Raw genomic sequence first — 24,124 nt, forward strand, 5'->3', positions numbered from 1 at the left:
AAGCACAAAAAACAAGCGCCAAACGACGACGCAACACGGCGCAAACGCGCGGCGGCCGACAGCGCCGGCCATCGGCGCGGCGCAGCGACGATCCGGCCGCCGACACCCGCAGCGTAGCGCGCGCATCGTGTTCACATAAGATGGATAATTGCCGAAACACAATCCTTGATGAATGGACAATCGGCAATGGCGGACATCCGCGACGTGAACCTGAAACGGCTGGCGATCTTCGTCGCCGTGGTCGAGGCCGGCTCGCTGACGGCGGCGGCCGAACGGCTCGGCCTCGCGAAGACGATGGTGAGCACGCACGTCCAGCGGCTCGAGGCGGAGGTCGGCGCGAGCCTCGTCGTGCGGACCACGCGGCGGCTCAACGTGACGCAGGCGGGCCGCGCGTTCTACGACGCGTGCCGCGACATCCTGCGCGCGACCGACGCGGCGCTCGCCGCGGTGGCGGGCGACGCGGGGCCGCTGCGCGGCACGCTGCGCGTGAGCGCGCCCGTCGATTACGGCGCGCTCGTCGTCGCGCCGGCGCTCGTCGCGCTGCGCGACGCGCATCCGGCGCTCGACGTCGAATTGCAGTGCGACGACCGCGTCGTCGATCTCGTGCGCGAGAACCTCGACGTCGCGATCCGGCTCGGCCGGCTCGCCGATTCGAACCATCGCGCGGTGAAGCTCGGCGGCTTCGAGCGCTGGCTCGTCGCAAGCCCGGCGTTCGTCGCGCGCCACGGCGCGCCGGCCGCGCCCGATGCGCTCGGCGCGCTGCCGTACGTGATGCTGTCGACGGTGCCGCGCACGACGCTCGAGCTCGCGAACGCGCGCGGCGAGCGCGCGAGCGTGCGTTGCAGGCGCGCGTTCGTGTCGAACACGGCGACCGCGTGCCGCGCGGCGGTGCTCGCGGGCGGCGGCTTCGGCGTCGCGACGAGTTTCTCGAGCGCCGGCGACATCGCGGCCGGCCGGCTCGTGCGCCTGCTGCCGGGCTGGTCGTTTCCGCCCGGCGACATCCACGCGGTGTTTCCGTCGGCAAGCCATTCGTCCGCAAAGGTGCGCGCGTTGATCGACGCGCTGAAGGCGCGGCTCGCGGCGTCATGCTGAAGGCGCGGCTCGCCGCGCAAGCGCGGGCCGCAAGCGCGCGACGGCTCGGAACGACGGCTTGGAACCCAGCGCCGACGCCGCCCGCTCACTTCGCAGCGAGAAACCGCAGCGTCCCGAGCAGCACCTTCCGGCAATTTCGCACCATCTTCTCCTCTGGATCGCGATAGCCGGTCAGCAGCCATGCCGCGCCGACGTTCGTCATCGCGCCGACGAGCGCGAGCCCGATGATCCGCTGGTCCGCGCGCGCGTCGGCGTTCTCGCTCACCGGCCCGGCGAGCGAAATGATCATCTTGCCGAATTCGAGCAGATTCCGTTGATAGGTCGCATCGGTTTCCGCGCTCACGCCCATCACTTCGAGCAGCAGCACGCGCGCCGCGCACGTGTTGCGCAAAAACGCGAAGAACGCCGCGAGCCCCGCGTCGACCCGCGCCTCGAGCCCGTCGCGCGCGCCGCCGAGCGCGTCGACCGCCCGCGTCACCGACGCGCGCAACTGCTCCGCGTGATGCTGATAGGTGCAGCGCAGCAACGCGTCGGCGCTGTCGAACGCCGCGTAGAAATAGCGGTCGTTGAGCTTTGCCTCCTGGCAGATCGCGCGCACCGTCGCCCGGCGAAAGCCGATCGTGCCGAAGATCCGCGTGCCCGCGCGAATCAGCGCGTCGCGGCGCTCCGCGGCGCGCGCCTCGGATGCGACCCCGCCGTATGGGCGGCCCTTCTTGCCGAGTTCGAGAGAGTTCTCCATTTCGCTATTTGACATCAGTCAATGTCAAAATTAAAGTGGTGACGGTTCACACCACATTTAAATCCGACATATATCACGAGACACCACGAGACACCCTTAGCAGGCTGTTGAATTTGGGCCCAGCGTAAACGGGCGTTGAGAGTCGCGCGTTATGGATATCGTGTTCATGACCTTGGGCAATGAGAGCGATGCGCGGAATGGACGAGATGCAAGAACCGCTGTTCACAACGGTCAAGCTGGAAGACTTCGTGCCGGCCGATCACCCGCTGCGGCCGGTACGGCAACTTGTCAACGAAGCGCTCAAGCAGCTCAACGGATTGTTCAGCGTGATCTACGCGGACAGCGGCCGCGCGTCGATTGCGCCGGAGAAGCTGCTGCGGGCGTTGCTGCTGCAGGTGCTGTACTCGGTGCGCAGCGAGCGCATGCTGATGGAGCAGATGCGCTACAACCTGCTGTTCCGCTGGTTCGTCGGGCTGGCGATCGAGGACGCCGTGTGGGACCACTCGACGTTTTCCAAGAACCGCGACCGGCTGCTCGAACACGAGGTCGTCGAAGCGTTCTTCACCAAGGTCATGGGCTTGGCCGAGCAGCGTGGCCTGCTCTCGCGCGAGCACTTCTCGGTCGATGGCACGCTGATCCAGGCCTGGGCCAGCCACAAGAGTTTCCGCCCCAAGGACGGCCCGGGCGACGAGCCGCCCGCGGGTGGCGCTCGCAACGCCGACACTGACTGGCGTGGCCAGCGGCGCAGCAACGAGACACACCAGTCGAGTACCGATCCGGATGCACGCCTGTTCAGGAAGAGCAAGCAAAGCGGGGCCATCCTCGCTTACCAAGGACACATTCTCATGGAGAACCGCTCGGGCCTGGTGGTGGGTGCCGTGGTGAGCCATGCCGACGGCTTTGCCGAACGCGCGAGCGCCCTGCGCTTGCTTGATTGTGTACCGGGCCGCCATGCCAAGACGCTGGGCGCCGACAAGGGTTACGACATGCGCGACTTCGTTGGCGATTGCCGGGCACGCAAGGTGACGCCGCACGTGGCACGCAACGACACCCGCCAAGGCGGCAGCGCGATCGACGGCCGCACCTCGCGGCATGCCGGCTACCGGATCAGCCAAGTCATCCGCAAACGCATCGAAGAGCACTTCGGTTGGGGCAAGACGGTGGGCCGGATTCGGCAGACGGTGTATCGCGGCATCCGGCGCGTCGATCAGCACTTCAAGCTGACGATGCTCGCCAGTAACCTGACTCGCATGGCTCGAATACTGACGGTGGCGTCGCCCCGAGTTGCGCAATAAGCCGCCTGAGCGGGGCCGACGTGCGTCGGCATGCCGGCTGGCATGTCCACCAGCCGGGAGATTTGCATGGTGCTGCTGTAATTCACCGCTTGATCGCACGTGAAATCCTTTTAACCAGCGCTCCGGTTGTCATGACGGAGGGCTTTTCAACAGCCTGTTAGGGAGGGCCGTCAGATGAGGAATCTTTCCGGCAAGGTGGCGGCAATCACGGGCGCGGGCTCCGGCATGGGGCGCAGCCTCGCCGTCGGGCTCGCGCGGCGCGGCTGCCATCTCGCGCTGGGCGACATCGACGAGAGCAGCCTCGCGCAGACCGTCGCGATCTGCGCGGCGCACGGCGTGAAGATCACGTCGCAGCGGCTCGACGTCGCGTCGCGCGACGCGGTGTTCGACTGGGCGCGCAAGACGCGCGATGCGCACGGCAAGGTCAACCTCGTCTTCAACAACGCGGGCGTGTCGCTCGCGGCGCCCGCCGAGACGGCGCGAATCGAAGACTTCGAATGGATCATGGGGATCAACTTCTGGGGCGTCGTGCACGGCACCCAGGCGTTCCTGCCGTATCTGCGCGAATCGGGCGACGGCCACGTGGTCAACACGTCGAGCCTGTTCGGCCTCGTCGCGATGCCGACGCAAAGCGCGTACAACGCGACGAAGTTCGCGGTGCGCGGCTTCACCGAGGCGCTGCGCATGGAGCTCGAGCTCGAAGGTGCGCCGGTGGGCGTGACCTGCGTGCATCCGGGCGGCGTCGCGACCAACATCGCCACCGCGTCGCGGATCGATTCGAGCATCGCGACGCTGACCGGTCAGGATGTCGAAACGCATCGCCGCGCGGCGAACCGGCTCATCAACGCGACGACGCCCGAGGCAGCCGCGCGCCAGATCATCGCGGGCGTCGAGCGCAACGCGCGGCGCGTGCTCGTCGGCGCCGACGCGCGCCGCGTCGACAAGCTCGCGCGCCTGTTCGGCGCCGCGTACCAGGTCTTCGTGCTGCGCTTCGTGCGCAAGTCGCGCGCGCGCAACCTCGCGCGGCAACAGGCTGCGGCACGGCCCGCCCCCGTTACTATCAGCAAGGACCCCGCATGAGCTCGACGACAGACTGGAACGCCGCGCGCACGCCCGACGAGCGCGCGCCGCATGCGGCAACGGGCGGCGCCGCCCGCGCCACGACCGACTTCGACGTGCTGATCGTCGGCGCCGGCCTGTCCGGCGTCGGCGCCGCGTACTACCTGCGCGAGCGCTGCCCGGACGCGACGTATGCGATCCTCGAAAGCCGCGCGACGATGGGCGGCACGTGGGACCTGTTCCGCTACCCCGGCATTCGTTCGGATTCCGACATGTTCACGCTCGGCTTCAGCTTCCGGCCGTGGCACGGCGACAAGGCGATCTCGGACGGCCAGACGATCCTCGACTACATCAGGGACACCGCGCGCGCATACGGCATCGACAAGACGATCCGCTTCAGCCACAAGGTGACGGCCGCGAGCTGGGATTCGACGAGCGCGCGCTGGACGGTGCGCGTGCAGCGCGCCACAGGCGACGCGCAGCACGAGGAAGCGGTCTACACGTGCCGCTTCCTCTACATGTGCAGCGGCTACTACGATTACGACGAAGGCCACGCGCCGAGCTGGCCGGACATGGACGCGTACCAGGGCCGCATCGTGCATCCGCAGCACTGGCCGGGCGATCTCGACTACAGGGACAAGCGCGTCGTCGTGATCGGCAGCGGCGCGACCGCGGTGACGCTCGTGCCGTCGATGGCGGCCGACGCGCGCCACGTGACGATGCTGCAGCGCTCGCCGACCTACATCGTGTCGCTGCCCGCGCGCGACGTGATCGCGGACGCGCTGCGCCGCTGGCTGCCGTCGGGGCTCGCGCACCGGCTCGTGCGGCTGAAGAACGTGCTGCTGACGATGTACTTCTATAACCTCGCGCGCCGCCGCCCGGACGCGACGAAGAAATTCATCCTCCGCGCGGCGGGCAAGCAGCTCGGCCCGCAGTTCGACGTGAACAAGCATCTGACGCCGCGCTACAAGCCGTGGGACCAGCGCCTCTGCCTCGTGCCGAACGGCGATCTCTTCAAGGCGATCCGCGCGGGCCGCGCGTCGATCGCCACCGACGAGATCGAGCGCTTCACGCCGGGCGGCCTGCGCCTGAAGAGCGGCCAGCGCCTCGAGGCCGACGTGATCGTCACCGCGACGGGCCTGAAGGTGAAGATGCTGGGCGGCGCGGCCGTGACGGTAGACGGAACGGCCGTCGACCTGTCGCAGACGGTGTCGTACAAGGGGATGATGTACAGCGGCGTGCCGAATCTCGCGTCGTCGTTCGGCTACACGAACGCATCGTGGACGCTGAAGGCCGAGCTGATCGCGCAATACGTGTGCCGGTTGCTCGAGCACATGCGCACGCACGGCTACGACGTCTGCGTGCCGCGGCTCGCGCCCGGCGGCATGGAGCTCGAACCCGCCGTCGACCTGACGTCGGGCTATATCCAGCGCGCCGCCGGCGTGCTGCCGAAGCAGGGCACGAAAAAGCCGTGGAAGTCCTACCAGAACTACGCGCGCGATTTCGCCACATTCAGGTTCGGCCCGCTCGCCGACGGCGCGATGCAGTTCGAGCGCCGCCGCCCGGCGCTCGCCGAACGTGACGCCCCCCATCAGCCCGCCTATGAAGGAAGGTGATCCCGATGATAATCAAGCTGTTCCATTTTCTCGTCTATGCGTTCGTCGCGCTCTTTGCGTTCACGCTGTTCACCGCGTATCGCATCAAGAAGATGTTTCCGCCCGAGGGCAAGTTCGTCGACGTCGGCGCGGACCGCCTGCATTACGTCGAATACGGCGAAGGCCCGCCGATCGTGTTCGTGCACGGCCTCTGCGGCCAGTTGCGCAACTTCGCGTATCTGGACCTGCAGCGGCTCGCGAAATCGCATCGCGTGATCCTCGTCGACCGCCCCGGCTCCGGCCGCTCGACGCGCGGCCCGCGCTCGAGCGCGAACGTCTATGCGCAGGCGCGCACGATCGCGATGTTCATCGCGACGCTCGGCCTCGACAAGCCGGTCGTCGTCGGCCACTCGCTCGGCGGCGCGATCTCGCTCGCGCTCGCGCTCGACCATCCGCAGGCCGTGAGCCGGATCGCGCTGATCGCGCCGCTCACGCACACCGAGACCGAGCCGCCCGGCCCGTTCCGCGGCCTCGCGCTGCGCTCGTCGCTCGTGCGCCGCTTCGCGTCGTTCACGCTCGGCATTCCGGTATCGATTCTGCAAAGCCGCAAGGCGATCGAGCTGATCTTCGCGCCGGAAGCGGTGCCGCACGACTTCGGCGTGAAGGGCGGTGGCCTGCTGGGGCTGCGCCCGCATGCGTTCTATTCGGCGTCGTCGGATCTCGTCGCCGCGCCGGAGGATCTGCCCGACATGGAAAGCCGCTATGCGGCGCTGACCGTGCCCGTCGACGTGCTGTACGGCCGCGGCGACCAGATCCTCAACTGGCAGCGTCACGGCGAAGCGCTGAAGAAGCGGCTCGACGCGGTCAATCTGACGGTCGTCGACGGCGGCCACATGCTGCCCGTCACGCAGCCCGCGCAGACGACGGACTGGCTGCTCGACGTCGCCGGCAAGCCGGTGGCCGCCGCGCCCGAGCGCCTGACCGAAAGCGCGGAAAGCTGAATCGGCGGTTGACGACGGCAGGCTTCGCGACGCGCGCCGCCTTTTGTGCGGCGCGTTTTTTTTGATCGGGCGGCCGCCGTCGCGCGCCCACGCCGCGGCGGAATCGCCTCGCAACCATGCGGCAATCCACCGCATGCGCATTCCGCCCCTCCACCGCGAATCGGACTTGCGGCGACGAACGGCCGCTGCGCAAATCCGCCTAGGGAATTGCCCTTGTGCGACGCTCGAATGCTCAAGAAAATGTGGCATTGCACGATAACCCGAATAACCGTCGCCTCCGCGTGAGCTGAAACATTCGCGCGGCGGCGGACGAAACGACGGTCCGATCGAACGGCGTGCGCACACCGCGACGCCGCCGGTCCGATCACCCGACAGGCTTCCCCGACGTCATGCGCAAGCGTTCGACCTCCTTCGCGACTCGTCACCTGCAGTCATGGATGCAGCGCCTGATGTCGCCGACGGGCGTAATCGTTTGCGGCGTGCTGCTGCTCACGCTGATCTGGCTGTTCTGCGCGCGCGTGCTGTACGAATCGCGCAATGACGCATACCTGCATGCGGTCGAAAACGCGCACAATCTCGTGCTGCTGCTCGAACGTGACATCGCGCGCAACATCGAGCTCTACGATCTGTCGCTGCAGGCGGTCGTCGACGGCGTCAACGATCCGCGCATCATGGCGCTCGATCCCGCGATACGCAGCAAGGTGCTGTTCGACCGCGCGGCCACCGGCAAGTATCTCGGCACGATCTACGTGATGAACGAGCGCGGCGACGTCGTGCTCGACTCGCATTTCCCGCTTCCGCCACCCGTCGCCAATTTCGCGTATCGCGACTATTTCGTCTATCAGCGCGACCATCCGCAAGGCGGCCTCTACATCAGCAAGCCGTATGCGGCGCGCCTGCGGCACGGCGCGCTGACGGTCGCGCTGAGCCGGCGCATCACGCGCGCCGACGGCTCGTTCGGCGGCATCGTCGTCGGCACGCTCAGCATCGATTACTTCCGCGCGCTGCTCGACGGCCTGTCGGTCGGGCCGGACGGCACGGCGTCGGTCTTCGAGACCAACGGGACGTTGATCACGCGCCTGCCGTTCGATCCGAAGATGGTCGGGCGCAGCGTCGCCAACTCGGCCCTCTACGCGCATGCGAGCGCCGACGACGAAGGCGTGTTCACCGGCGTCGCGTCGATCGACAGCGTGCGGCGGCTCTACGTGTACAAGCGGCTGCCGGGGCTGCCGATCGTCGTCAACGTGTCGCCCGCCGAGCGGCACGTCTTTCTGCAGTGGCGCATCCGGGCGCAGCGGCTCGTCGCGCTGATGCTCGCGTTCGGCATCGTGATCGTCAGCGGCACCGCGCTGCTGTCGCGCGAGCTGCGCTGGCGGCGGCACGCGGAGCTGCGCCTGCAGCGCCTCGCGCGCACCGATGCGCTAACGGGCCTCGGCAACCGCCGGGCGTTCGACGAGAACCTGCGCAGAGAATGGGCGCGCGCGCTGCGCACCGGCCGGCCGCTGTCGCTGCTGTTCGTCGACATCGATCAGTTCAAGGACTACAACGACGGCTACGGCCACCAGGCGGGCGACGGCGTGCTGCGCGAAGTCGGCCGCTGCCTCGCGCTGAACGTGCGCCGCGCGGTCGACGACGTCTCGCGCTACGGCGGCGAGGAGTTCGTGATCACGCTGCCGGACACCGACGCGAAAAGCGCGACCGCGATCGCCGAGCACATTCGCCGCGCGGTCTACGACCTCGACATCCAGCACGCGAAAAGCCCGTATGCGCGCGTGACCGTCAGCATCGGCCTCGTCACGTCGCACGAGCACGTCGCGCACTCCGACACGACGCTCGTCAAGATGGCCGACGCCGCGCTGTACCAGGCGAAGTCGACGGGCCGCAACCGCGTCTGCGGCGCGCGGCACGCTTGAGTTGGCACGCTTGAGTTGACACGCTTGAACCTGCGCGGCGGCCGCGCCGCTTCACGGCTCGCGATCGCGCCCGGAAGGAACCGCGGCCGCGCGATCCGGTCATTCGTATACGCTATCGCTTTGTCCACCCTCGAGACCTCCGCCCTGAACCATGCGAGTCGGCCGCCCCGTTCCCGCCCTCCCCCAACCCGTCTGCGACTACTGCGGCGCGAAAGCGCTGCTCGCGCGCTTCGGCGACGACGCGTATCCCTATCGCGAAGATCACGGCGAGCTGTGGATCTGTCCGCCGTGCGACGCGTGGATCGGCGTGTTTCCGCGCAGCCGGCGCCACGTGCCGCTCGGCCGGCTCGCGAACGCCGAGCTCAGGCACGCGAAATCCGAATTGCATGCGGCGCTCGAGCCGCTCGTCGCCGCGAAGATGCGGCGCGACGGCTGCAACGCGTTCGAGGCGCGCGCGAAGGGAATCCGCTGGCTCGCGACGCAACTGGGGCTCGACGCCGCGGCAAGCACGATTCACGCGTTCGATCTCGACGCATGCCGGAATGCGCTGCGGCTCGTCGAGCAATTCATGTCCCGCAAATCCCCACCCGCGAATTCGTAATACGGATTCGCCGCGCCCATTTCGCCCCGAACGCCTTCCGTCGATTGACTGACAACCGTCTTAATCGAATTCGAGCCGAACGAATTACGCCCCTAAATTTTTTAGATCCAATCAAAAAAAGTTTGACGCTCTGATTTTTTCCTTGCTATCTTTTCGCAGACAAATGCCGCGAGGGCGCGCGGCACAAGCACTATCCGACATCATCCTGACTGAATTCTTCCAATTCAATTACGTTATTGGTGAGGGGCGGCATTCAAATCACGAAGAAACCGCAGTGAATTTCCGGGCCATCGATTAATTCCCGATTAACTGGCAATCCAATGCCATTCATTGCGAATCGGAAATACCGAAAATCGCTCGATTAACTGCGGATACGCGGTCTTTCGCGCGCCATATGAATTGGATTCCTAAGCATTTGAAGAACGGCCGGCGTGAAACGCGCGGACTCGCCCGACGCGGACCGCGCCGCCGCTGAAGCCCAACGAAGGGAGGAAATCATGTCGCCGTGAACGTCTGCCTCGCCGCATCGCCGTGCATCGGCTGCGCGCCGCGCGTCCCTACCCGTCGGAGCGCGTCGCCGCATCCGTTCTTCATCGTTTTCTTGGGGCTCCAAAATGCAGAGAACTCAGCATGTCAACCGGCTATTCTCGAAACGCTTCGCGCTGTCGCTGCTACCGCTGGCGATTGCCGCCACGTTGTCCCCGCTCGTCGCGCACGCGGCCCCCGACTGGGCGCCGACCCGCACCGACGCCTTCCTGATCGCGCGCGCGAGCGCCGCGGCCGCATCGCAAACGCTCGCGAAGACCGCGCCGAGCTATGCGCTCAACGTGATCGGCACGCCCGAGCTCACCGATACGAACGTCACGCCGCTCGAGCTGAGCCAGCCGCTGCACGTGACCATCGTGCTGAAGAGCCGCAACGAAGCGCAACTCGACGCGCTCGTGCGCGAAGTGAACCAGCCCGGCAGCGCGAACTATCGCAAGTACCTGACGCCCGAGCAGTTCAACGCGCGCTTCGCGCCGACCGACGATCAGGTGCGGGCCGTCGTCGCGCACCTGAAGGCGAACGGCTTCGGCAACATCACGGTATCGGCGAACAACAAGCTGATCTTCGCGCAAGGCAACGCGTCGAACGCGGAGCGCGGCTTCCATACGACGCTCAAGCGCTTCAACTACCGCGGCAAGGCGGTCTATGCGAACGACTCGGCCGCGCTGGTTCCCGCATCGCTGAGCCCGTTCGTCGAATCGGTGCTAGGGCTGCAGAGCGCGGCCGTTCCGCATCGGCTGATCCATCGCGGCACGCCGGCCGACGCGCGCATCCAGACCGACACGATCACGAAGAACGCGACGGCGAGCGGCTCGCAGGTCGGCCATCAGCCGACCGATTTCGCGCAGATCTACGACGCGAGCGGCCTGCCCGCCGCGACCAGCACGACGGTCGGGATCATCACGTGGGGCGACATGACGCAGACGATCGCCGACCTGAACACGTTCACGCAGAACGCGGGCCTGCCGACCGTCAACACCGCCGTCGTCGCGGGCAGCGCGGGCACGCTCGCGAACGACGGCGATCCGAGCGAATGGGATCTCGACAGCCAGACGATCATCGGCACCTCGGGTGGCGTGAAGCAACTGATCTTCTATGCGGCCGTCAACGGCGACAGCAACGACAGCGGCCTCACGAATGCGACGCTGACCGCCGCATACAACAAGGCCGTCACCGACAACGTCGCGAAAGTCATCAACGTATCGCTCGGCGAGGACGAAGCGGCCGCGAATTCGGACGGCTCGCTCGCCGCGAACGACGCGGTGTTCAAGCAGGCGGTCGCTCAAGGGCAGATCTTCTCGGTGTCGTCCGGCGACGCGGGCGTCTATCAATGGTCGACTTCGCCGTACGGCTCGCCCGGCTACGTCGGCACCTACAGCGGCGGCAAGGTGACGACGAAGATCAATCTGGCGAAGTACAGCGTGTCGTCGCCGGCGAGTTCGCCGTACGTCGTCGCGGTCGGCGGCACGACCCTGTCGACGAGCGGCACGACGACCTGGGCGGGCGAGACCGTCTGGAACGAAGGGCTCGCCTACGCGGACGTCAGCAGCAGCGGCCAGCCGCTCGACAATGCGGTGCGGCTGTGGGCGACGGGCGGCGGCGTCAGCGGCTACGAAGCGGCGCCGAGCTGGCAGACGGCCGCGCTCGGCAGCTCGGTGACGAAGCGCGTCGTGCCGGACGTCGCGTTCGACGCCGCGCAGGCGACGGGCGCGTATCTCGTGATCAACGGCCAGGCGAATCAACTGGTCGGCGGCACGAGCCTCGCGTCGCCGATCTTCGTCGGCGGCTGGGCGCGCGTCGAATCGGCGAACGCCAACAGCCTCGGCCTGCCGACGTCGGCGTTCTACCAGGGCCTGCCGGGCAACCCGTCGCTCGTCCACGACGTGACGTCGGGCAACAACGGCTACAACAGCTACGGCTACAGCGCGAAGTCCGGATGGGATGACGACACCGGCTTCGGCAGCCTCGACTTCGCGAAGGTCAGCGCGAGCTCGGTCAAGTAGCGGGCGGGAATCGCCGCGCGTCGCCCGCTCGGGACGCGCGGCGGGGCCGAGTCGTGGCCGTATCGGCATCGGGGATGGGTGCCGGTGCGGTGGGCGGCGGATGTCGGTTGCCGCTGGTTGCCGGCGCGCGCGCAGCGATCGATCAACGTGCCGGCCACGTGAACGCGAGAACGCCAAGGCGGCCGGCAAAGCGATGCCGAACGGTCGGTCGAAGCCGCGTCTACCTCACGCTCCTTTGCGAATCGAGCCGTTTTCGTGCGATATCGCAACGCACGCGACACATTCGAGTTCGCACTGCATATCGACATGTCGACGTCCGACGCAATGCCTTGGCGATACCCGAATGTTCCGCAGTCCCGGCGCAGCCCGTTACGTCGACCGGAACGTCACGTAGCGAAACGGGAACACGCTCTTTGCGGTCTCGCAGAAAATCCGACTTTCCAGGCCAATCTCGAACGATTAATCGATGATTTGATATTTTTTATACATTAAAGAAGGCGAACTCTACAAAATAATCAATGGTACGAAAATTGCGTCGACGGCTGGCATCGTGATTTATCTGGGAGCCTGTCATGCAAAAACTGTTCAATCAATCGGCCATCGCAATCGGCGTTTCCGCACTCCTCGTCCTGTCGGGCTGCGGCTCGGTCGACGGCCCGTCGTCGCCGTCCAGCGGCGTCAAGCCCACTACCGTCGGCAATACGGGGACGTCGGGCACGTCCGGCACCTCGGGTTCGGGCGGCACGTCCGGATCGTCGGGTTCGGGCACTTCCGGGACTTCCGGGACTTCCGGGACTTCCGGGACTTCCGGGACTTCCGGGACTTCCGGGACTTCCGGGACTTCCGGGACTTCCGGGACTTCCGGGACTTCCGGGACTTCCGGCACTTCGGGTACTTCGGGTACTTCGGGTACTTCGGGTACTTCGGGTACTTCGGGTACTTCGGGTACTTCGGGTACTTCGGGTACTTCGGGCACTTCGGGCACTTCGGGCACTTCGGGCACTTCGGGCACTTCGGGCACTTCCGGCACTTCCGGCACTTCCGGCACTTCCGGCACTTCCGGCACTTCCGGCACTTCCGGGACTTCCGGGACTTCCGGCACTTCCGGCACTTCCGGGACTTCCGGGACTTCCGGGACTTCCGGGACTTCCGGGACTTCCGGGACTTCCGGGACTTCCGGGACTTCCGGGACTTCCGGGACTTCCGGGACTTCCGGGACTTCCGGGACTTCCGGGACTTCCGGGACTTCCGGGACTTCCGGGACTTCCGGGACTTCCGGGACTTCCGGGACTTCCGGGACTTCGGGCACTTCCGGGACTTCGGGCACTTCGGGCACTTCGGGCACTTCCGGCACCTCCGGCACCTCCGGCACCGCCTCCTCCCCGCTCGGCAACATCCTCTCGCAGACCGGCAACCTGATCACCGCGACGGGCACCGTCGTCTCCGCCACCGGCAACCAGATCTCCGGCACGTCGGTGCCGGGCGTCAACGGCGCGACGACCACGAACCTCGGCAACGCCGTCAGCTCGCTCGGCAACGGCGTCCAGACGCTCGGCAACGGCACCGTCGCCGGCCTCGGCACGCTCGGCACGTCGACGAACCCGCTCGGCCCGACGCTCACGTCGACGTCCGGCGTCGTATCGGACGTCGGCAACGCGGTCTCGTCGCTCGGCCGCGTCGTGACGAGCATCGGCACCGGCCCCCTCGCGCCGCTCGCGCCCGTCACGTCGCCGCTCGGCGGCGTGGTCGGCACGCTCGGCAGCACCGTCACGCAGGTCGGCTCCGGCCTGAACAACGTGCTCACGAGCGCGCCCGTCCAGCAGCTCGAAACCGGCGTCAGCTCGATCATCAACCCGATCACGAACGCCGTATCCGGCACGACGCAGACGATCGGCACCGCGACCGGACTCGGCGCGCCCGTCAACAATCTGCTGGCCACCGTCGGCAACGGGCTGAACGCGGCCAGCGCGAAGGTGTCGGGCTCGACGAACAACCAGGTGGTCCAGGCGGTCGGCGGCGTCGTCAGCCAGCTCGGCAACACGGTCACGAGCGTCGGCGGCCTGCTGACGGGCGGCACGACCAATCCGCTCGCGCCGATCACCGGCGTGCTGTCCGGCGGCTCGACCAACCCGCTTGCGCCGATCACGGGCGCCGTCGGCTCGCTTAGCGCCACGCTCGGCGTCAACGCGGGTCTCACGGCGGGCGCGACGCAGCCGGCGGGCACGGCGACGAATCCGCTCGCGCCCGTCACCGGCCTGCTCGGCGGCCTGTCGGGTTCGGCGGGCGGCAATGCGACGGCCGGCCTGAGCGCCGTGCTCGCGCCCGTCACGAACCTCGTCGGCTCGCTGAGCGCCGGCGTGCACGGCACCGTCGCGGCCACGCCGCCCGCGACGGCCACCGGTTCGACGACGACCGCGCCCGTCACGGGCGTCGTCGGCAGCCTGACCGGCAGCACGACCGCGAGCGGCTCGTCGACGACGAACCTGCTCGCGCCCGTGACCAACCTGCTCGGCGGGCTGCTCGGCGGCGTGTCGGGCAAGTAGGCGCAGGCAAGCCGAACGGCGCGGCGGCCGGGCCCAATCATTCCAAACGCCCGGCCGCCCGCCGTCCATGTCATGACACGGGGGATGACATGCAATCCACTCTCGACAGCGTCGCGAACGCGCAAGAACGGCCACCGCGTTCGGCGACGCCATTTTCGATCGGCCTCGCCGGCATCGCGGCGGGGCTCGTCACGCTGTGGGCGTCGCGCGGCGCGGCCGCGCTGACGGGCGCCGAGCGCAGCCTGCTCGCGTGCGCGGCGATCATCGCGACGATCGGCGCGTATGAGCTCTTCATCGCGCGCGTCCATCTGCGGCCGAGCGCCGGCCTCGCGAATCGCGCGTTGCGGCCGCTCAGCGTCGCGCGCGTGTCGCTGCGGCTCGCCGCGCTCGCGTCGGTCTACGCGGGCATCGCGCTCGTCTACTGGCTGCTGCCCGAATATCACGGCGCGTTCTACCAGCCGTTCTGGTCGCTCGTCGGCATGCTCGCGCCGTGCGTCGCGCTCGCCGCGCCGTTCTATTTCGGCTGGATGGACCGGCGCATGCGCGACGCCGACGACGCCTATCTGTGCTGGGGCCGGTGGCTCTTGCGCGGACAGCGCCCCGCCGACTGGCGGCCGATCCGCGAGATGCTCGCCGGCTGGGCCGTGAAGGCGTTCTTCCTGCCGCTGATGGTCGTCTATCTGTCGACGGACGCCGAGCGCATCGGCGCGTCGTTCGCGAGCGCTGCCAGCGCGCCGTTCTCGCTCGCGACGTTCCGCTTCATGTACGACCTGTCGTACACGATGGACCTGATGTTCGGCGCGGTCGGCTATCTGTGCACGTTCCGCCTGCTCGATTCGCACGTGCGCAGCGCCGAGCCGACGACGCTCGGCTGGCTCGCCGCGCTGATCTGCTATCAGCCGTTCTGGTCGCTGATCGCGAACAACTACATTCACTACGAAGGCTCGATGTTCTGGGACAACTGGCTGCTGTCGGTGCCCGTGATCCGCTTCGCGTGGGGCGTGGTCATCGTCGTGCTGCTGCTCTGCTATGCGTTGTCGACGATCTCGTTCGGGCTGCGCTTCTCGAACCTGACGAACCGCGGCATCATCACGTCCGGCCCGTACCGGTTCACGAAGCATCCCGCGTATCTCGCGAAGAACCTGTCGTACTGGATGATCTCGGTGCCGTTCGTCGAGCCGCTCGGATGGCGCCTCGCAATCATGCATTCGGCGGCGCTCGTCGCGGTGAATCTGCTGTACTGGCTGCGCGCGAAAACCGAGGAACGGCATCTGATGCGCGATCCCGACTATCGCGCGTACGCCGAATGGATCGCGCGGCACGGCATGTTCGCGAAGCTCGGGCGGATAGCCGGATGGGGGCCACGCACGTAACGCCGCCTGCCGGCAGACGACCGGCGAGCGCCGGCCCGCCGCGGCCGCCTCTCCCGCGCGCGATCTTCCGCCACGCGCGCGCCGCCTCCCATCGCCTTCCCCTATTTTTGCCGCCGCCAGCGCCGATTCCCCGCCTTCCGCGCGATCTGCGTAGTGTGGGCTGTCGTACTTTCCCGGCCGAACGGCAACGCTATCCTTCGACGCAGATGCATGGCTCGCGCGTCGATCCATGTTCGACGCCGTCGCCCACGGGCGGCGGCGGCGCCCGCCAACCGGGCCGCCGAGGCGACGGCCGGCCGCGCGAACGCGTCCACGCGCGCGCGGCCCGAGTGAATCAGACGAATCGAGCCGAAACCGCCGTTGTTGCGGCATCGCTCGCTGATTGAAGGCGGTGCCCGCAACCGTTCGAGACCCGACGATGCCAGCCCGCAAGACCCGGCGGTTCGATCCGCAGTTCGACTCGCCATCCGACCACTACGCACCGATGCCACGTATCTCGAAGATACACAGGCTCTGGGCGGCGACGTTCGTCATCGCAGTCGCGAGCGACGTGCTGTCCGGCGCTATCCGCTACTACACGTCGCTCGCGGGCGTCGCGGCGCTCGGCTATCTGCCGAAGGCGCTGATGGTCGCGTGCCTCGGGCTCGCGATCGTCCAGCGGCCGAAGGCGAGCCACGTGCTCGTCGCCGCGTACCTCGCCGCGCAGACGTGCGTGTCGCTCGCGAACGGCGTGAGCCTCAGTGCGGCCGGCTTCTGGATCTGGACGATCGCGCCGATGCTGTTCGGCATCGTGATGCCGCTGCAAGCGCTCGACGAGCTCGAGTCGCGGCGGATGCTCGGCGCGTTCGTCGCGCTCGCGCTGCTGTGCATCGGCGGCGTGCTGCTCAACTATTTCGTGAAGCTGCCGTGGGTAGGCGGCAGCATCGACATCGGCGGCGTCAGCGTGCAACTCGCGAAGTCCTCGTATGTCGGCACCTCGTCGCGGCTGCCCGGCTTCGGCCGCAGCAGCGCGACGACGGGCCTGATGATCGGACTGCTGACGACCTGGATCTTCCCGCGCCTGCGCTCGCGGCTCGCGCTCGCCGCCCTGCTCGCGCTCGCGGCGCTCGGCATCTGGGCGACGACGAACAAGACCACGCTCGTCGCGCTCGCGCTCGTCGTCGCGCTGCATGGCATGCTGCGCACGCGTTCGCTTCGCACGGTGTGCATCTGGACGAGCGCGATCACGATCGCGCTGCCGGTCGCCGGCTGGATCGTGACGCTCGCGAGCACGCAGGATGTCGGCAGCTCGGGCTCGCTGTCGTCGATGCAGGACCGCTTCATCAACACGTGGCCGCTGCTGATCGAAGGGCTGCTGCGCGAGCACCTGATCTGGTTCGGCATCGGGCCGGGCGGATTCGGCTCGGCGGTCGGCTACTACACCGCCGATTTCGGCTTCAACGTCGGCTACGCGGACAACATGGCGCTCTACACGGTCGCGAACTTCGGCGTGATCGGCGCGGCGCTGATCGTCGCCGCATTCGTGCGCCTGATCCTCGCGCTGCCGGCGAACGATCGGCCCGTCTGGCTGATGCTGTGCTTCCTGCTCGTGAGCGGCGTGACGACCGACATCTGCGAGACCACCGGCTGCCTGCTGTTCCTCGGCCTGACGCTGCGCTCGATCAACCTGCACGCGCCGCGGCGCGCGCGCGTCGCAAGCGCGCGCATCGCGTTCGAGCGGCTGCGATACGGCGCGGGCGTGGTCGCGCCGAATGCGCGCTGACGCCCCGATGCGCCGCAAAGGAAACGACGACATGAAGAACCCGACGCCCAACCCGCGCCGCCGGCTGCTCGTCGCGCTCGCCGGTGCGATGCTCGCCGCGCCCGGCCTGCCGCGCGCGGCGACGACCGTCGTGCTGGACGCCGCCCAGGCGAGCGCCGACGCGAAGCGCGGCTATGTCGGCTTGCCGGGCTTCGCCGCCTCGCGCGGGAACACCGGCATCGCCGTGCATGCGATCGACGATACGAAGCTGCTCGACGCGGTGAAGGACGCAGGCTTCTCGTTCGTGCGCGCGGACCTGTTCTGGGAAGCGGTCGATACGCCGCATGGCTGGGATTTCTCGCGATACGACACGCTCGTCGCCGATCTGGCCGAGCGCGGGCTCGGCGCGCTGTTCATTCTCGGCGGCATTCATCGCCTGCACAGCCCGAACCGGCCGCCGACGACGCCCACGCAACTCGCCGCGTTCCGCCAGTACGTGTTCAACGCCGCGCAGCGCTACAAAGGCAAGCCGGTGCGCTTCGAAGTGTGGAACGAGCAGGACCACAAGACCTACTGGCACGGCGAACCGTCGCCCGTCGCTTACCGGAACGTGCTGAAGCTGGCGGTGCAGGCGGTGAAGGCCGCGAATCCCGATGCGATCGTCGCGACGGGCGGCGTGCAGCAAGTCAACCGCACGTTCATCCGCGCGGTCGGCGACATCGCCAGCCCGGCGCAGCCCGCGCCCGATGCGGTCAGCGTGCATCCGTACCGGCAGACCGAACTGGAAACGGTGTTCGCCGACTACGCGGCGCTGCGGCGCGACCTGTCGTCGTACCGGAGCCCGCCGCAGATCTGGGCGACCGAATGGTCGTACCCGAGCTACGGCTACAACTACGTGGCCGACATCGGCGACGGCCATTCGAGCGTCGCGCGCGCGCGCCAGGCGAACTATGCGGTGCGGCTGCTGCTCGCGAACTGGATTTCGCAGATCGGGCTCACGTCGTACTACGACATTCGCGACGACGGCCGCGATCGCAGGAACATGGAGCACAACTTCGGACTCCTCGATGCGGACGACGCGGCGCTGCCCGCGTACGTCGCGGTTCGCCGGCTTTTCTCGTTCACCGGGGATGCCGTGCGCGCCCAGTATTTTCTGGATTCGGACACGCGCTACGTAGTGCTGAAGCTCGACGCCGCGCGCGCGACGAAGTACGTGGTCTGGTGCTACGGCGCGGGCAATGCGATCGGCGTCGATCTGTCGCGGCTGCCCGTCGGCGCCGCCGCGACGGACATATACGGCGCCGGACTCGACGCCGGCAATCGCAGGCGGCTCGACGCGCCGGAAGCGCGCGGGCCGATATTCATCACGATAGGGGCATGAGCGTCGCGCCCGGCTGCCTGGCCGCACCGGGCCGGATTCGCTCGACGCTCGCTGAAGAGGATTGACTGAGAGGATTGCGGCGGCGCGCACCGCAGCCGTCGTCGCCTATCACGGGAAACAACGATGGATCTGAAAGCACAACCGATTTCGGCGACACCGCACGCCAAGCGAAACGACGGGCTCGCAAGCCTATGGTGGAGCGTCGTTCGGCACCGGCGGCTCTTCGCGACGATCGTCGCCATGTTCTTCGCGCTGGGCGTGCTGTACGCGCTCGTCGCCACGCCGCAGTATCGCGCCGAGGCGCTGCTGCGGATCCAGACAAAGCCCGGATCGCCGATCAGCGCGCTGTCGGACGTGTCCGGCACGATCTCGAACGGCCCGTCCGCGAACGACGAGAGCGAGGTGCTGACGTCGCGCGCGATCGTCGGCGCGGCGATCGAGCGAATCGGCGCGAATCTCGAGATCCGCACGCTCGACCATTTCCCGCTCGTCGGCCGCCCGCTCGCGTCGGGCCACGCGAACGACGACAAGCTCGCGTCGCCGTGGCTCGGCCTGTCCGGCTTCGCATGGGGCGGCGAAAAGCTCAAGCTCGGCGAATTCTCGCTGCCGGACGCCGCGCTCGGCGACAAGTTCCGGCTCGTCGCCGGCAACGACGGCCAATGGACGCTCTACGACAAGAAGGACCGCCTGCTCGCGCGCGGCGCACTCGGCGAGAGCGTGCCGTTCACCGTCGCCGTGGACGGCGAACGCGCGCAGGCGGGCCGGATTCGCGTCGACACGCTGCGCGCGCGCTCGGGCATCGCGTTCTCGATCGTCAGGGAGCCGACGCAGCTCGTCTACGACGACGTGATGAAGAAAATGAAGACGGTCGTGTCGAACCGCGATTCGACGCTCGAAGAGCCGTCGATGATGAAGCTCATCTATCAGGCCGACACGCCGCAACGCGTGCAGGAGATGGTCAACGCGATCGTGCGCGTCTATCTCGACCAGGACATCAAGTATCGCGCGGAGAAGGCGCAGCGCAATCTCGACTCGCTGCATGCGCGGCTGCCCGGCCTGAAGCAGGACCTCGAGAAAGCAGAGGACGCGCTGAACCGCTACCGCACGACGACGGGCACGATCGACGTCGATCAGCAAGGCATCGCGCTCATCAACCGGCTGAACTCGCTGTCCGAGCATCAGACCGTGCTGCAGCTCGCACTCGACAACGTGAAGGCGCGCTTCCTGCCCGGCAGCACCACGTATCAGACCGTGCAGACGCAGCTCGATCAAGTGAAGAAGGAGATTCAGCAGACGACGACGGCGGCCAACAAGCTGCCGACCGCGCAGCGGGAATTCGTTCGCCTGTCGCGGCAGGTATCGGTCGCGACGCAGCTCTACACGAGCGTGCTGACCAACGCGCAGCAGCTCGAGATCGCCGTCGCCAGCACGACGCCCGGCGTGAGCGTCGTCGACTGGGCGAACAAGCCGTACAAGAAGGCATGGCCGCAACGCGGCATCGTGGTGCTCGGCGCGCTGCTCGGCGGGCTGTTCGCGGGCCTCGCCGCCGCCTACCTGCTCGCGCGCCATCGCGACGAGCTGAGCGGCCCGCAGTCGATCGCGGACGTATCGGACATCCCGTGCGTCGCGGTCGTCGCGCCGTCCGCGGCGTCGCTCGCGCTCGACGACGATCGCTCCGGCAAGGCGCGCGCGACGGTGAAACCGCTCGCCGCGCAATGCCCGAACGATCCGGGCGTCGAAGCGCTGCGCGCGCTGCGCACGAGCCTGCGCGCAGCGCTCGCGCACGACGGCCGCGGCTGCGGCAAGGTGCTCGTGTTCGCCGGCCCGACGGCGGGCGTCGGCGGCAGCTTCGTCGCGTCCAATCTCGCCTATCTGTTCGCCGACGCAAACGCATCGGTGCTCTTCGTCGACGCGGACATGCGCGGCGGCTCGCACAATCCGCTCGGGGTAGGCCGCAACGGCGGCGCGATCGGTCTCGCGAACGTGCTCGAAGGCGGACAGCCGCTCGAGAAGGCGATCGTCAGGCTCGGCAAGGGCAAGCTGTCCGTGATGACGCCCGGCACGCTGACCGGCCCGAATCCGGGCGAACTGCTCGAACGCGCGGAATTTCCGCAGTTGCTCGCGGCGCTGCGCACGCGCTACGACTTCGTGATCGTCGACGCCCCGCCCGTTCTCCCGTACAGCGACACGCTGTCGATCGCCGCGCAGGACTGCGACGCGGTGCTGCTCGTGTCGCGCGGCAGGACGACGCGCGCGTCGGAGCTCGAAACGGCGTTGCAGCGCCTCGACAGCGTCGGCGCGAAAATCGCCGGCCACGTCTTCAACGCATACGTCGTGCCGCCGCATCCGCCCCGCACATCGCTGCGCGACGATTGGCGCGAAATCGTCGCGCGCTGGACGAAGCCTCGCGGCCCTCGCCGGCCGGTGCAAGTGGAGCGGACGTTCAGGCCGGCGAAGAGCGCGGTCGCGAAGGCCACCCGCAACTGAATGCAGCCGCTCCTGTTTCGTCGGATTCCAAATCAACAAACACAAAGAAGCACACGAAGAATCAATCACCAGAAAAACCGGATGTTTAAAAACCTCCGGTTTTTTATTGGTTCAAGCGTTCATCTCACCGATGCGCGCCGCGCACGAGCCGACATCGTCCGCGCAGGCCGCAAAAGCCCGTCACACTGGCTCTCTACACTTTTCGACACTACGGCATTCGCCGTTTCGGAGCGTGTCATGGGCGTCCTCCAATCCTCACGCCGAGTAGGCAAAATACCCGAAAGCCACTATTTATCTCTCGACTTCGAACATTCTCGGCGATCGCTTCGGAATTTTGAGATAGGTTTATCTCAATTTAACCTAAAATAGAGTTTTCCCTGATCGGAGAACCCACCATGAAGCGCCTAGCCGCGGTCGCCATGAGCGTGACACAATCCATTAGCATTCCTATTCATTATCCGGCGGTGCCAGCGATATTGCTTGTGCTGCTGCTCTGCGCTTGCGGCGGCGGCGGAGACCAGAGCAAGGTCAACGCCGCCGCCTCGCCCGCGAACGGCATCGTCGTGCCGGCCTCCGGCACGTCGCCGGCCGGCGCGTCGTCCGGCGCGGCCGCGCCCGCATCCGGCGCTTCGTCGCCTTCGGAAACGGCTTCGGTGCTGCCGTTCTTCGGCGTGAACGGCCATTACGTCGACGGCGGCATCTACGCGTCGGTCCCGCTCGCCACTCAGGCAAGCCATCTCGCCGGGCTCGGCATGAGCGTCTATCGACAGGACGCGTACATTCCGGATCACATCGATGCGCTCGCATCGACAGCCATCCCCGGCCTCGGTTCCCGCATCACGGTCCTGCCGATGATCGAGGCGCATCCCTGGGCCGATCCGTCGCTGAACGGGCAGCAGCCGACCGAAGCGAGCGCCTACGCGTATGCATACAAGCTGTCCGTCTACGCGGCGAAGAAACTCGCAGGCATCCCGATGGTGGAGTTCGGCAACGAGTACGACATCGACAGCCACAACGCGCCGATCCAGGGCGACGGCATCAATGTTTCGGACTACGACAATTCTACCTTTCCGATCTGGCGCGGCGCGCTCAGAGGCGCGCTCGACGGCTGGCGTTCGGTCGACACGAACCGCACGACGAAGCTGATCGCGAACGCGACGTCGGGCGCCCTGCATTTCGGTTTCCTCGACGGCCTGATGACGGGCACGCAGCCCGACGGCACGACCGGTCATCCAAAAATCACGCCTGACGTGCTTCAGTGGCACTGGTATTCGAATGGCGGTGATTTCGAAAGCGCGCTCGGCAAGACCGGCCGATACAACGTGCTGGCGCGGCTGAAGGAGCGATACAACCTGCCGATCGTCATCACCGAGATCGGCGTGAACACGGACAACTCGGACGCGCAGATCGCCGCGTACATCGCGAAAACAATCCCTGAGCTGGTTGCGGCGAAAGCGGCCTACAACGTCATCGGCTTCAACTGGTATGAGCTTTACGACGATCGCAGCGGCACTTACGGCTTGCTGACGAACAGCGCTCAGGAAAAGCCGCGCTACGGGCTCATGCGCGCGGCGATCGCCGGCGCCGTGCCGAACTGACCGGCGGCCGCGCCGAAAAGCGCAGCACGCTTGTAACCGATCGGTAACGCGTGCTTCCGCTTTTCAGGTGCACGGCCGAGTCTGTCCGCGCACGGCCAGCGCGCGCGGCTCTCGTCCGCGCGCGCCGCCGCGCCGAACGCGGCCCGTCGCCGCAGTTACCTTTGATTACAACGCCGCCGTTGCGCGCCATATGCGGTTCATACAATGCAATGGCCCAAACAACGTTTAGGAAGAGGCGAAAATGAAAGGTATTCGTTTGGTCACACTGACTGCTACGGGACTGTTCGTGTTGATGTCGTCGGTCGCGCACGCGGCGGGCGGCGGCCACGGCGGCGGCATGGGCGGCATGGGTGGTGCCGGCGGCAATGCTGGCGGCATGTCGGCGGGTCATATGAGCAGTTCAGGCATGACGAACACGAACGGCTTCGATTCGGGCGACCGCGACAAGGGTTTCGCGCGCGCGTCGGACCGCGCGTCCACGCACTCGAACCTCGCGGATGCGCAATCGGGCCGCACGCGCTCGCATGCAACGACGCATACGACTCACCAGCGCCATCTCGGCAAGCACCTGGCTGTCGGCAAGGCAAGCTGATCGATTCGCAGCACGCGATGTCGATGACGAGGGCGCCGCTGGCGCCCTCGTTGTTTTGGGCGTTCGACGTTCACATCGCACCGATGGGCCCGCACTACGGCCCAGCCGAATCTCCCGACCTCTCCCACCTTCCCTCGAACCGCTCGTTCCGTACGCCAGATGGGCGCAGACGCGCGATCGCCATCCCGTACCGCCTCCGTGCACCAACTACGATTCTCGAATACCCCTCCCCGCTATACGAACACGCAGGTTGTTATATACTCCCCCCCGGTATTTTTGAGGAACAGCGATGAGCCACACCATCCGCGAAAAACAGAAGCTGCTGAACCGCGTGCGTCGCATCAAGGGGCAGGTCGAAGCGATCGAGCGCGCGCTCGAGGAGGAATCCGGTTGCAGCGAAGTGCTGCAACGGATCACGAGTTGCCGCGGCGCAATGAACGGCCTGCTGGCCGTCGTGCTCGAGGACCACATCCGCACGCACCTCGTCGACGCGGACACGAGCGACGATCACGAAGGCAGCGCGGCTGAGCAGTTGATCGATGTGGTCCACAGCTATTTCAAATAA

Annotated in this window: 17 protein-coding genes; 16 read left to right on the forward strand and 1 reads right to left on the reverse strand. The window is 67.2% G+C overall.

The window, feature by feature from the left end; all coding sequences use genetic code 11:
* Nucleotides 1–186 precede the first annotated feature (186 nt).
* Nucleotides 187–1,092, forward strand: a complete 906-nt coding sequence (locus WS92_RS01750; protein WP_059930756.1) for a LysR family transcriptional regulator — start codon at nucleotides 187–189, stop codon at nucleotides 1,090–1,092.
* A gap of 85 nt (nucleotides 1,093–1,177) precedes the next feature.
* On the opposite strand, the gene WS92_RS01755 is transcribed toward WS92_RS01750, so the two are convergent.
* Nucleotides 1,178–1,831, reverse strand: a complete 654-nt coding sequence (locus WS92_RS01755; protein WP_059930759.1) for a TetR/AcrR family transcriptional regulator — start codon at nucleotides 1,829–1,831, stop codon at nucleotides 1,178–1,180.
* A 197-nt stretch (nucleotides 1,832–2,028) separates the two neighbouring features.
* Between WS92_RS01755 and WS92_RS01760 the strand changes: the two genes are divergently transcribed.
* The 15 genes from WS92_RS01760 (at nucleotide 2,029) to WS92_RS01835 (ending at nucleotide 24,124) form a co-directional block, all read left to right on the forward strand.
* Nucleotides 2,029–3,126, forward strand: a complete 1,098-nt coding sequence (locus WS92_RS01760) for an IS5 family transposase (RefSeq protein ID WP_082761070.1) — start codon at nucleotides 2,029–2,031, stop codon at nucleotides 3,124–3,126.
* Between the two features lie 174 nt (nucleotides 3,127–3,300).
* Nucleotides 3,301–4,206, forward strand: a complete 906-nt coding sequence (locus WS92_RS01765) for an SDR family NAD(P)-dependent oxidoreductase (protein ID WP_006028085.1) — start codon at nucleotides 3,301–3,303, stop codon at nucleotides 4,204–4,206.
* Entirely contained in the window at nucleotides 4,203–5,801 is a 1,599-nt protein-coding gene (locus WS92_RS01770; protein WP_059932451.1) for a flavin-containing monooxygenase, read from the forward strand. The genes WS92_RS01765 and WS92_RS01770 overlap by 4 nt, the downstream gene beginning before the upstream one ends.
* Nucleotides 5,802–5,806: 5 nt before the next feature.
* A complete protein-coding gene (locus WS92_RS01775) occupies nucleotides 5,807–6,781 on the forward strand; it encodes an alpha/beta fold hydrolase (RefSeq protein WP_059932448.1) in 975 nt (324 codons plus the stop codon).
* A 449-nt stretch (nucleotides 6,782–7,230) separates the two neighbouring features.
* Nucleotides 7,231–8,694 carry a sensor domain-containing diguanylate cyclase gene (locus WS92_RS01780; RefSeq protein WP_015603320.1) on the forward strand — a complete coding sequence of 488 codons (1,464 nt, stop codon included), beginning with the start codon at nucleotides 7,231–7,233 and terminating at the stop codon, nucleotides 8,692–8,694.
* 151 nt (nucleotides 8,695–8,845) lie between these two features.
* Nucleotides 8,846–9,295: a zinc-finger-containing protein gene (locus WS92_RS01785; protein WP_059932446.1), complete on the forward strand. Its 450-nt coding sequence runs from the start codon at nucleotides 8,846–8,848 to the stop codon at nucleotides 9,293–9,295.
* A 614-nt stretch (nucleotides 9,296–9,909) separates the two neighbouring features.
* The gene (locus tag WS92_RS01790; RefSeq protein ID WP_015603068.1) at nucleotides 9,910–11,844 is read left to right on the forward strand and encodes a S53 family peptidase; all 1,935 of its coding nucleotides are present in this window, start codon (nucleotides 9,910–9,912) and stop codon (nucleotides 11,842–11,844) included.
* 572 nt (nucleotides 11,845–12,416) lie between these two features.
* Nucleotides 12,417–14,387, forward strand: a complete 1,971-nt coding sequence (locus tag WS92_RS30680; protein WP_082761063.1) for a collagen-like triple helix repeat-containing protein — start codon at nucleotides 12,417–12,419, stop codon at nucleotides 14,385–14,387.
* Between the two features lie 89 nt (nucleotides 14,388–14,476).
* The gene (locus WS92_RS01805) at nucleotides 14,477–15,760 is read left to right on the forward strand and encodes a methyltransferase family protein (RefSeq protein ID WP_006028092.1); all 1,284 of its coding nucleotides are present in this window, start codon (nucleotides 14,477–14,479) and stop codon (nucleotides 15,758–15,760) included.
* Between the two features lie 418 nt (nucleotides 15,761–16,178).
* Nucleotides 16,179–17,522, forward strand: a complete 1,344-nt coding sequence (locus tag WS92_RS01810; protein WP_009915875.1) for a membrane protein — start codon at nucleotides 16,179–16,181, stop codon at nucleotides 17,520–17,522.
* A 31-nt stretch (nucleotides 17,523–17,553) separates the two neighbouring features.
* Nucleotides 17,554–18,882, forward strand: coding sequence for a cellulase family glycosylhydrolase (locus tag WS92_RS01815; protein WP_059932985.1), 1,329 nt, complete (start codon nucleotides 17,554–17,556; stop codon nucleotides 18,880–18,882).
* 123 nt (nucleotides 18,883–19,005) lie between these two features.
* Nucleotides 19,006–21,369, forward strand: a complete 2,364-nt coding sequence (locus tag WS92_RS01820; protein ID WP_059932909.1) for a GNVR domain-containing protein — start codon at nucleotides 19,006–19,008, stop codon at nucleotides 21,367–21,369.
* A gap of 419 nt (nucleotides 21,370–21,788) precedes the next feature.
* On the forward strand, nucleotides 21,789–22,967 hold the full coding sequence (locus WS92_RS01825; RefSeq protein WP_171845209.1) for a glycoside hydrolase family protein: 1,179 nt from the start codon (nucleotides 21,789–21,791) through the stop codon (nucleotides 22,965–22,967).
* Between the two features lie 241 nt (nucleotides 22,968–23,208).
* A complete protein-coding gene (locus WS92_RS01830) occupies nucleotides 23,209–23,559 on the forward strand; it encodes a hypothetical protein (protein WP_059932913.1) in 351 nt (116 codons plus the stop codon).
* A 289-nt stretch (nucleotides 23,560–23,848) separates the two neighbouring features.
* Nucleotides 23,849–24,124, forward strand: coding sequence for a metal/formaldehyde-sensitive transcriptional repressor (locus WS92_RS01835; protein WP_006028098.1), 276 nt, complete (start codon nucleotides 23,849–23,851; stop codon nucleotides 24,122–24,124).

The sequence above is a fragment of the Burkholderia sp. MSMB1588 genome, assembly GCF_001546925.1.
Classification (GTDB): Bacteria; Pseudomonadota; Gammaproteobacteria; order Burkholderiales; family Burkholderiaceae; genus Burkholderia; species Burkholderia humptydooensis.

Coding starts and splice junctions, on each gene's coding strand:
- WS92_RS01805 (WP_006028092.1), top strand. CDS start 14,477: ATGCAATCCACTCTCGACAGCGTCGCGAACGCGCAAGAACGGCCACCG.
- WS92_RS01830 (WP_059932913.1), top strand. CDS start 23,209: ATGAAAGGTATTCGTTTGGTCACACTGACTGCTACGGGACTGTTCGTG.
- WS92_RS01835 (WP_006028098.1), top strand. CDS start 23,849: ATGAGCCACACCATCCGCGAAAAACAGAAGCTGCTGAACCGCGTGCGT.
- WS92_RS01820 (WP_059932909.1), top strand. CDS start 19,006: ATGGATCTGAAAGCACAACCGATTTCGGCGACACCGCACGCCAAGCGA.
- WS92_RS01810 (WP_009915875.1), top strand. CDS start 16,179: ATGCCAGCCCGCAAGACCCGGCGGTTCGATCCGCAGTTCGACTCGCCA.
- WS92_RS01755 (WP_059930759.1), bottom strand. CDS start 1,831: ATGGAGAACTCTCTCGAACTCGGCAAGAAGGGCCGCCCATACGGCGGG.
- WS92_RS01770 (WP_059932451.1), top strand. CDS start 4,203: ATGAGCTCGACGACAGACTGGAACGCCGCGCGCACGCCCGACGAGCGC.
- WS92_RS30680 (WP_082761063.1), top strand. CDS start 12,417: ATGCAAAAACTGTTCAATCAATCGGCCATCGCAATCGGCGTTTCCGCA.
- WS92_RS01750 (WP_059930756.1), top strand. CDS start 187: ATGGCGGACATCCGCGACGTGAACCTGAAACGGCTGGCGATCTTCGTC.
- WS92_RS01815 (WP_059932985.1), top strand. CDS start 17,554: ATGAAGAACCCGACGCCCAACCCGCGCCGCCGGCTGCTCGTCGCGCTC.
- WS92_RS01775 (WP_059932448.1), top strand. CDS start 5,807: ATGATAATCAAGCTGTTCCATTTTCTCGTCTATGCGTTCGTCGCGCTC.
- WS92_RS01785 (WP_059932446.1), top strand. CDS start 8,846: ATGCGAGTCGGCCGCCCCGTTCCCGCCCTCCCCCAACCCGTCTGCGAC.
- WS92_RS01790 (WP_015603068.1), top strand. CDS start 9,910: ATGCAGAGAACTCAGCATGTCAACCGGCTATTCTCGAAACGCTTCGCG.
- WS92_RS01760 (WP_082761070.1), top strand. CDS start 2,029: ATGGACGAGATGCAAGAACCGCTGTTCACAACGGTCAAGCTGGAAGAC.
- WS92_RS01780 (WP_015603320.1), top strand. CDS start 7,231: ATGTCGCCGACGGGCGTAATCGTTTGCGGCGTGCTGCTGCTCACGCTG.
- WS92_RS01825 (WP_171845209.1), top strand. CDS start 21,789: ATGAGCGTGACACAATCCATTAGCATTCCTATTCATTATCCGGCGGTG.
- WS92_RS01765 (WP_006028085.1), top strand. CDS start 3,301: ATGAGGAATCTTTCCGGCAAGGTGGCGGCAATCACGGGCGCGGGCTCC.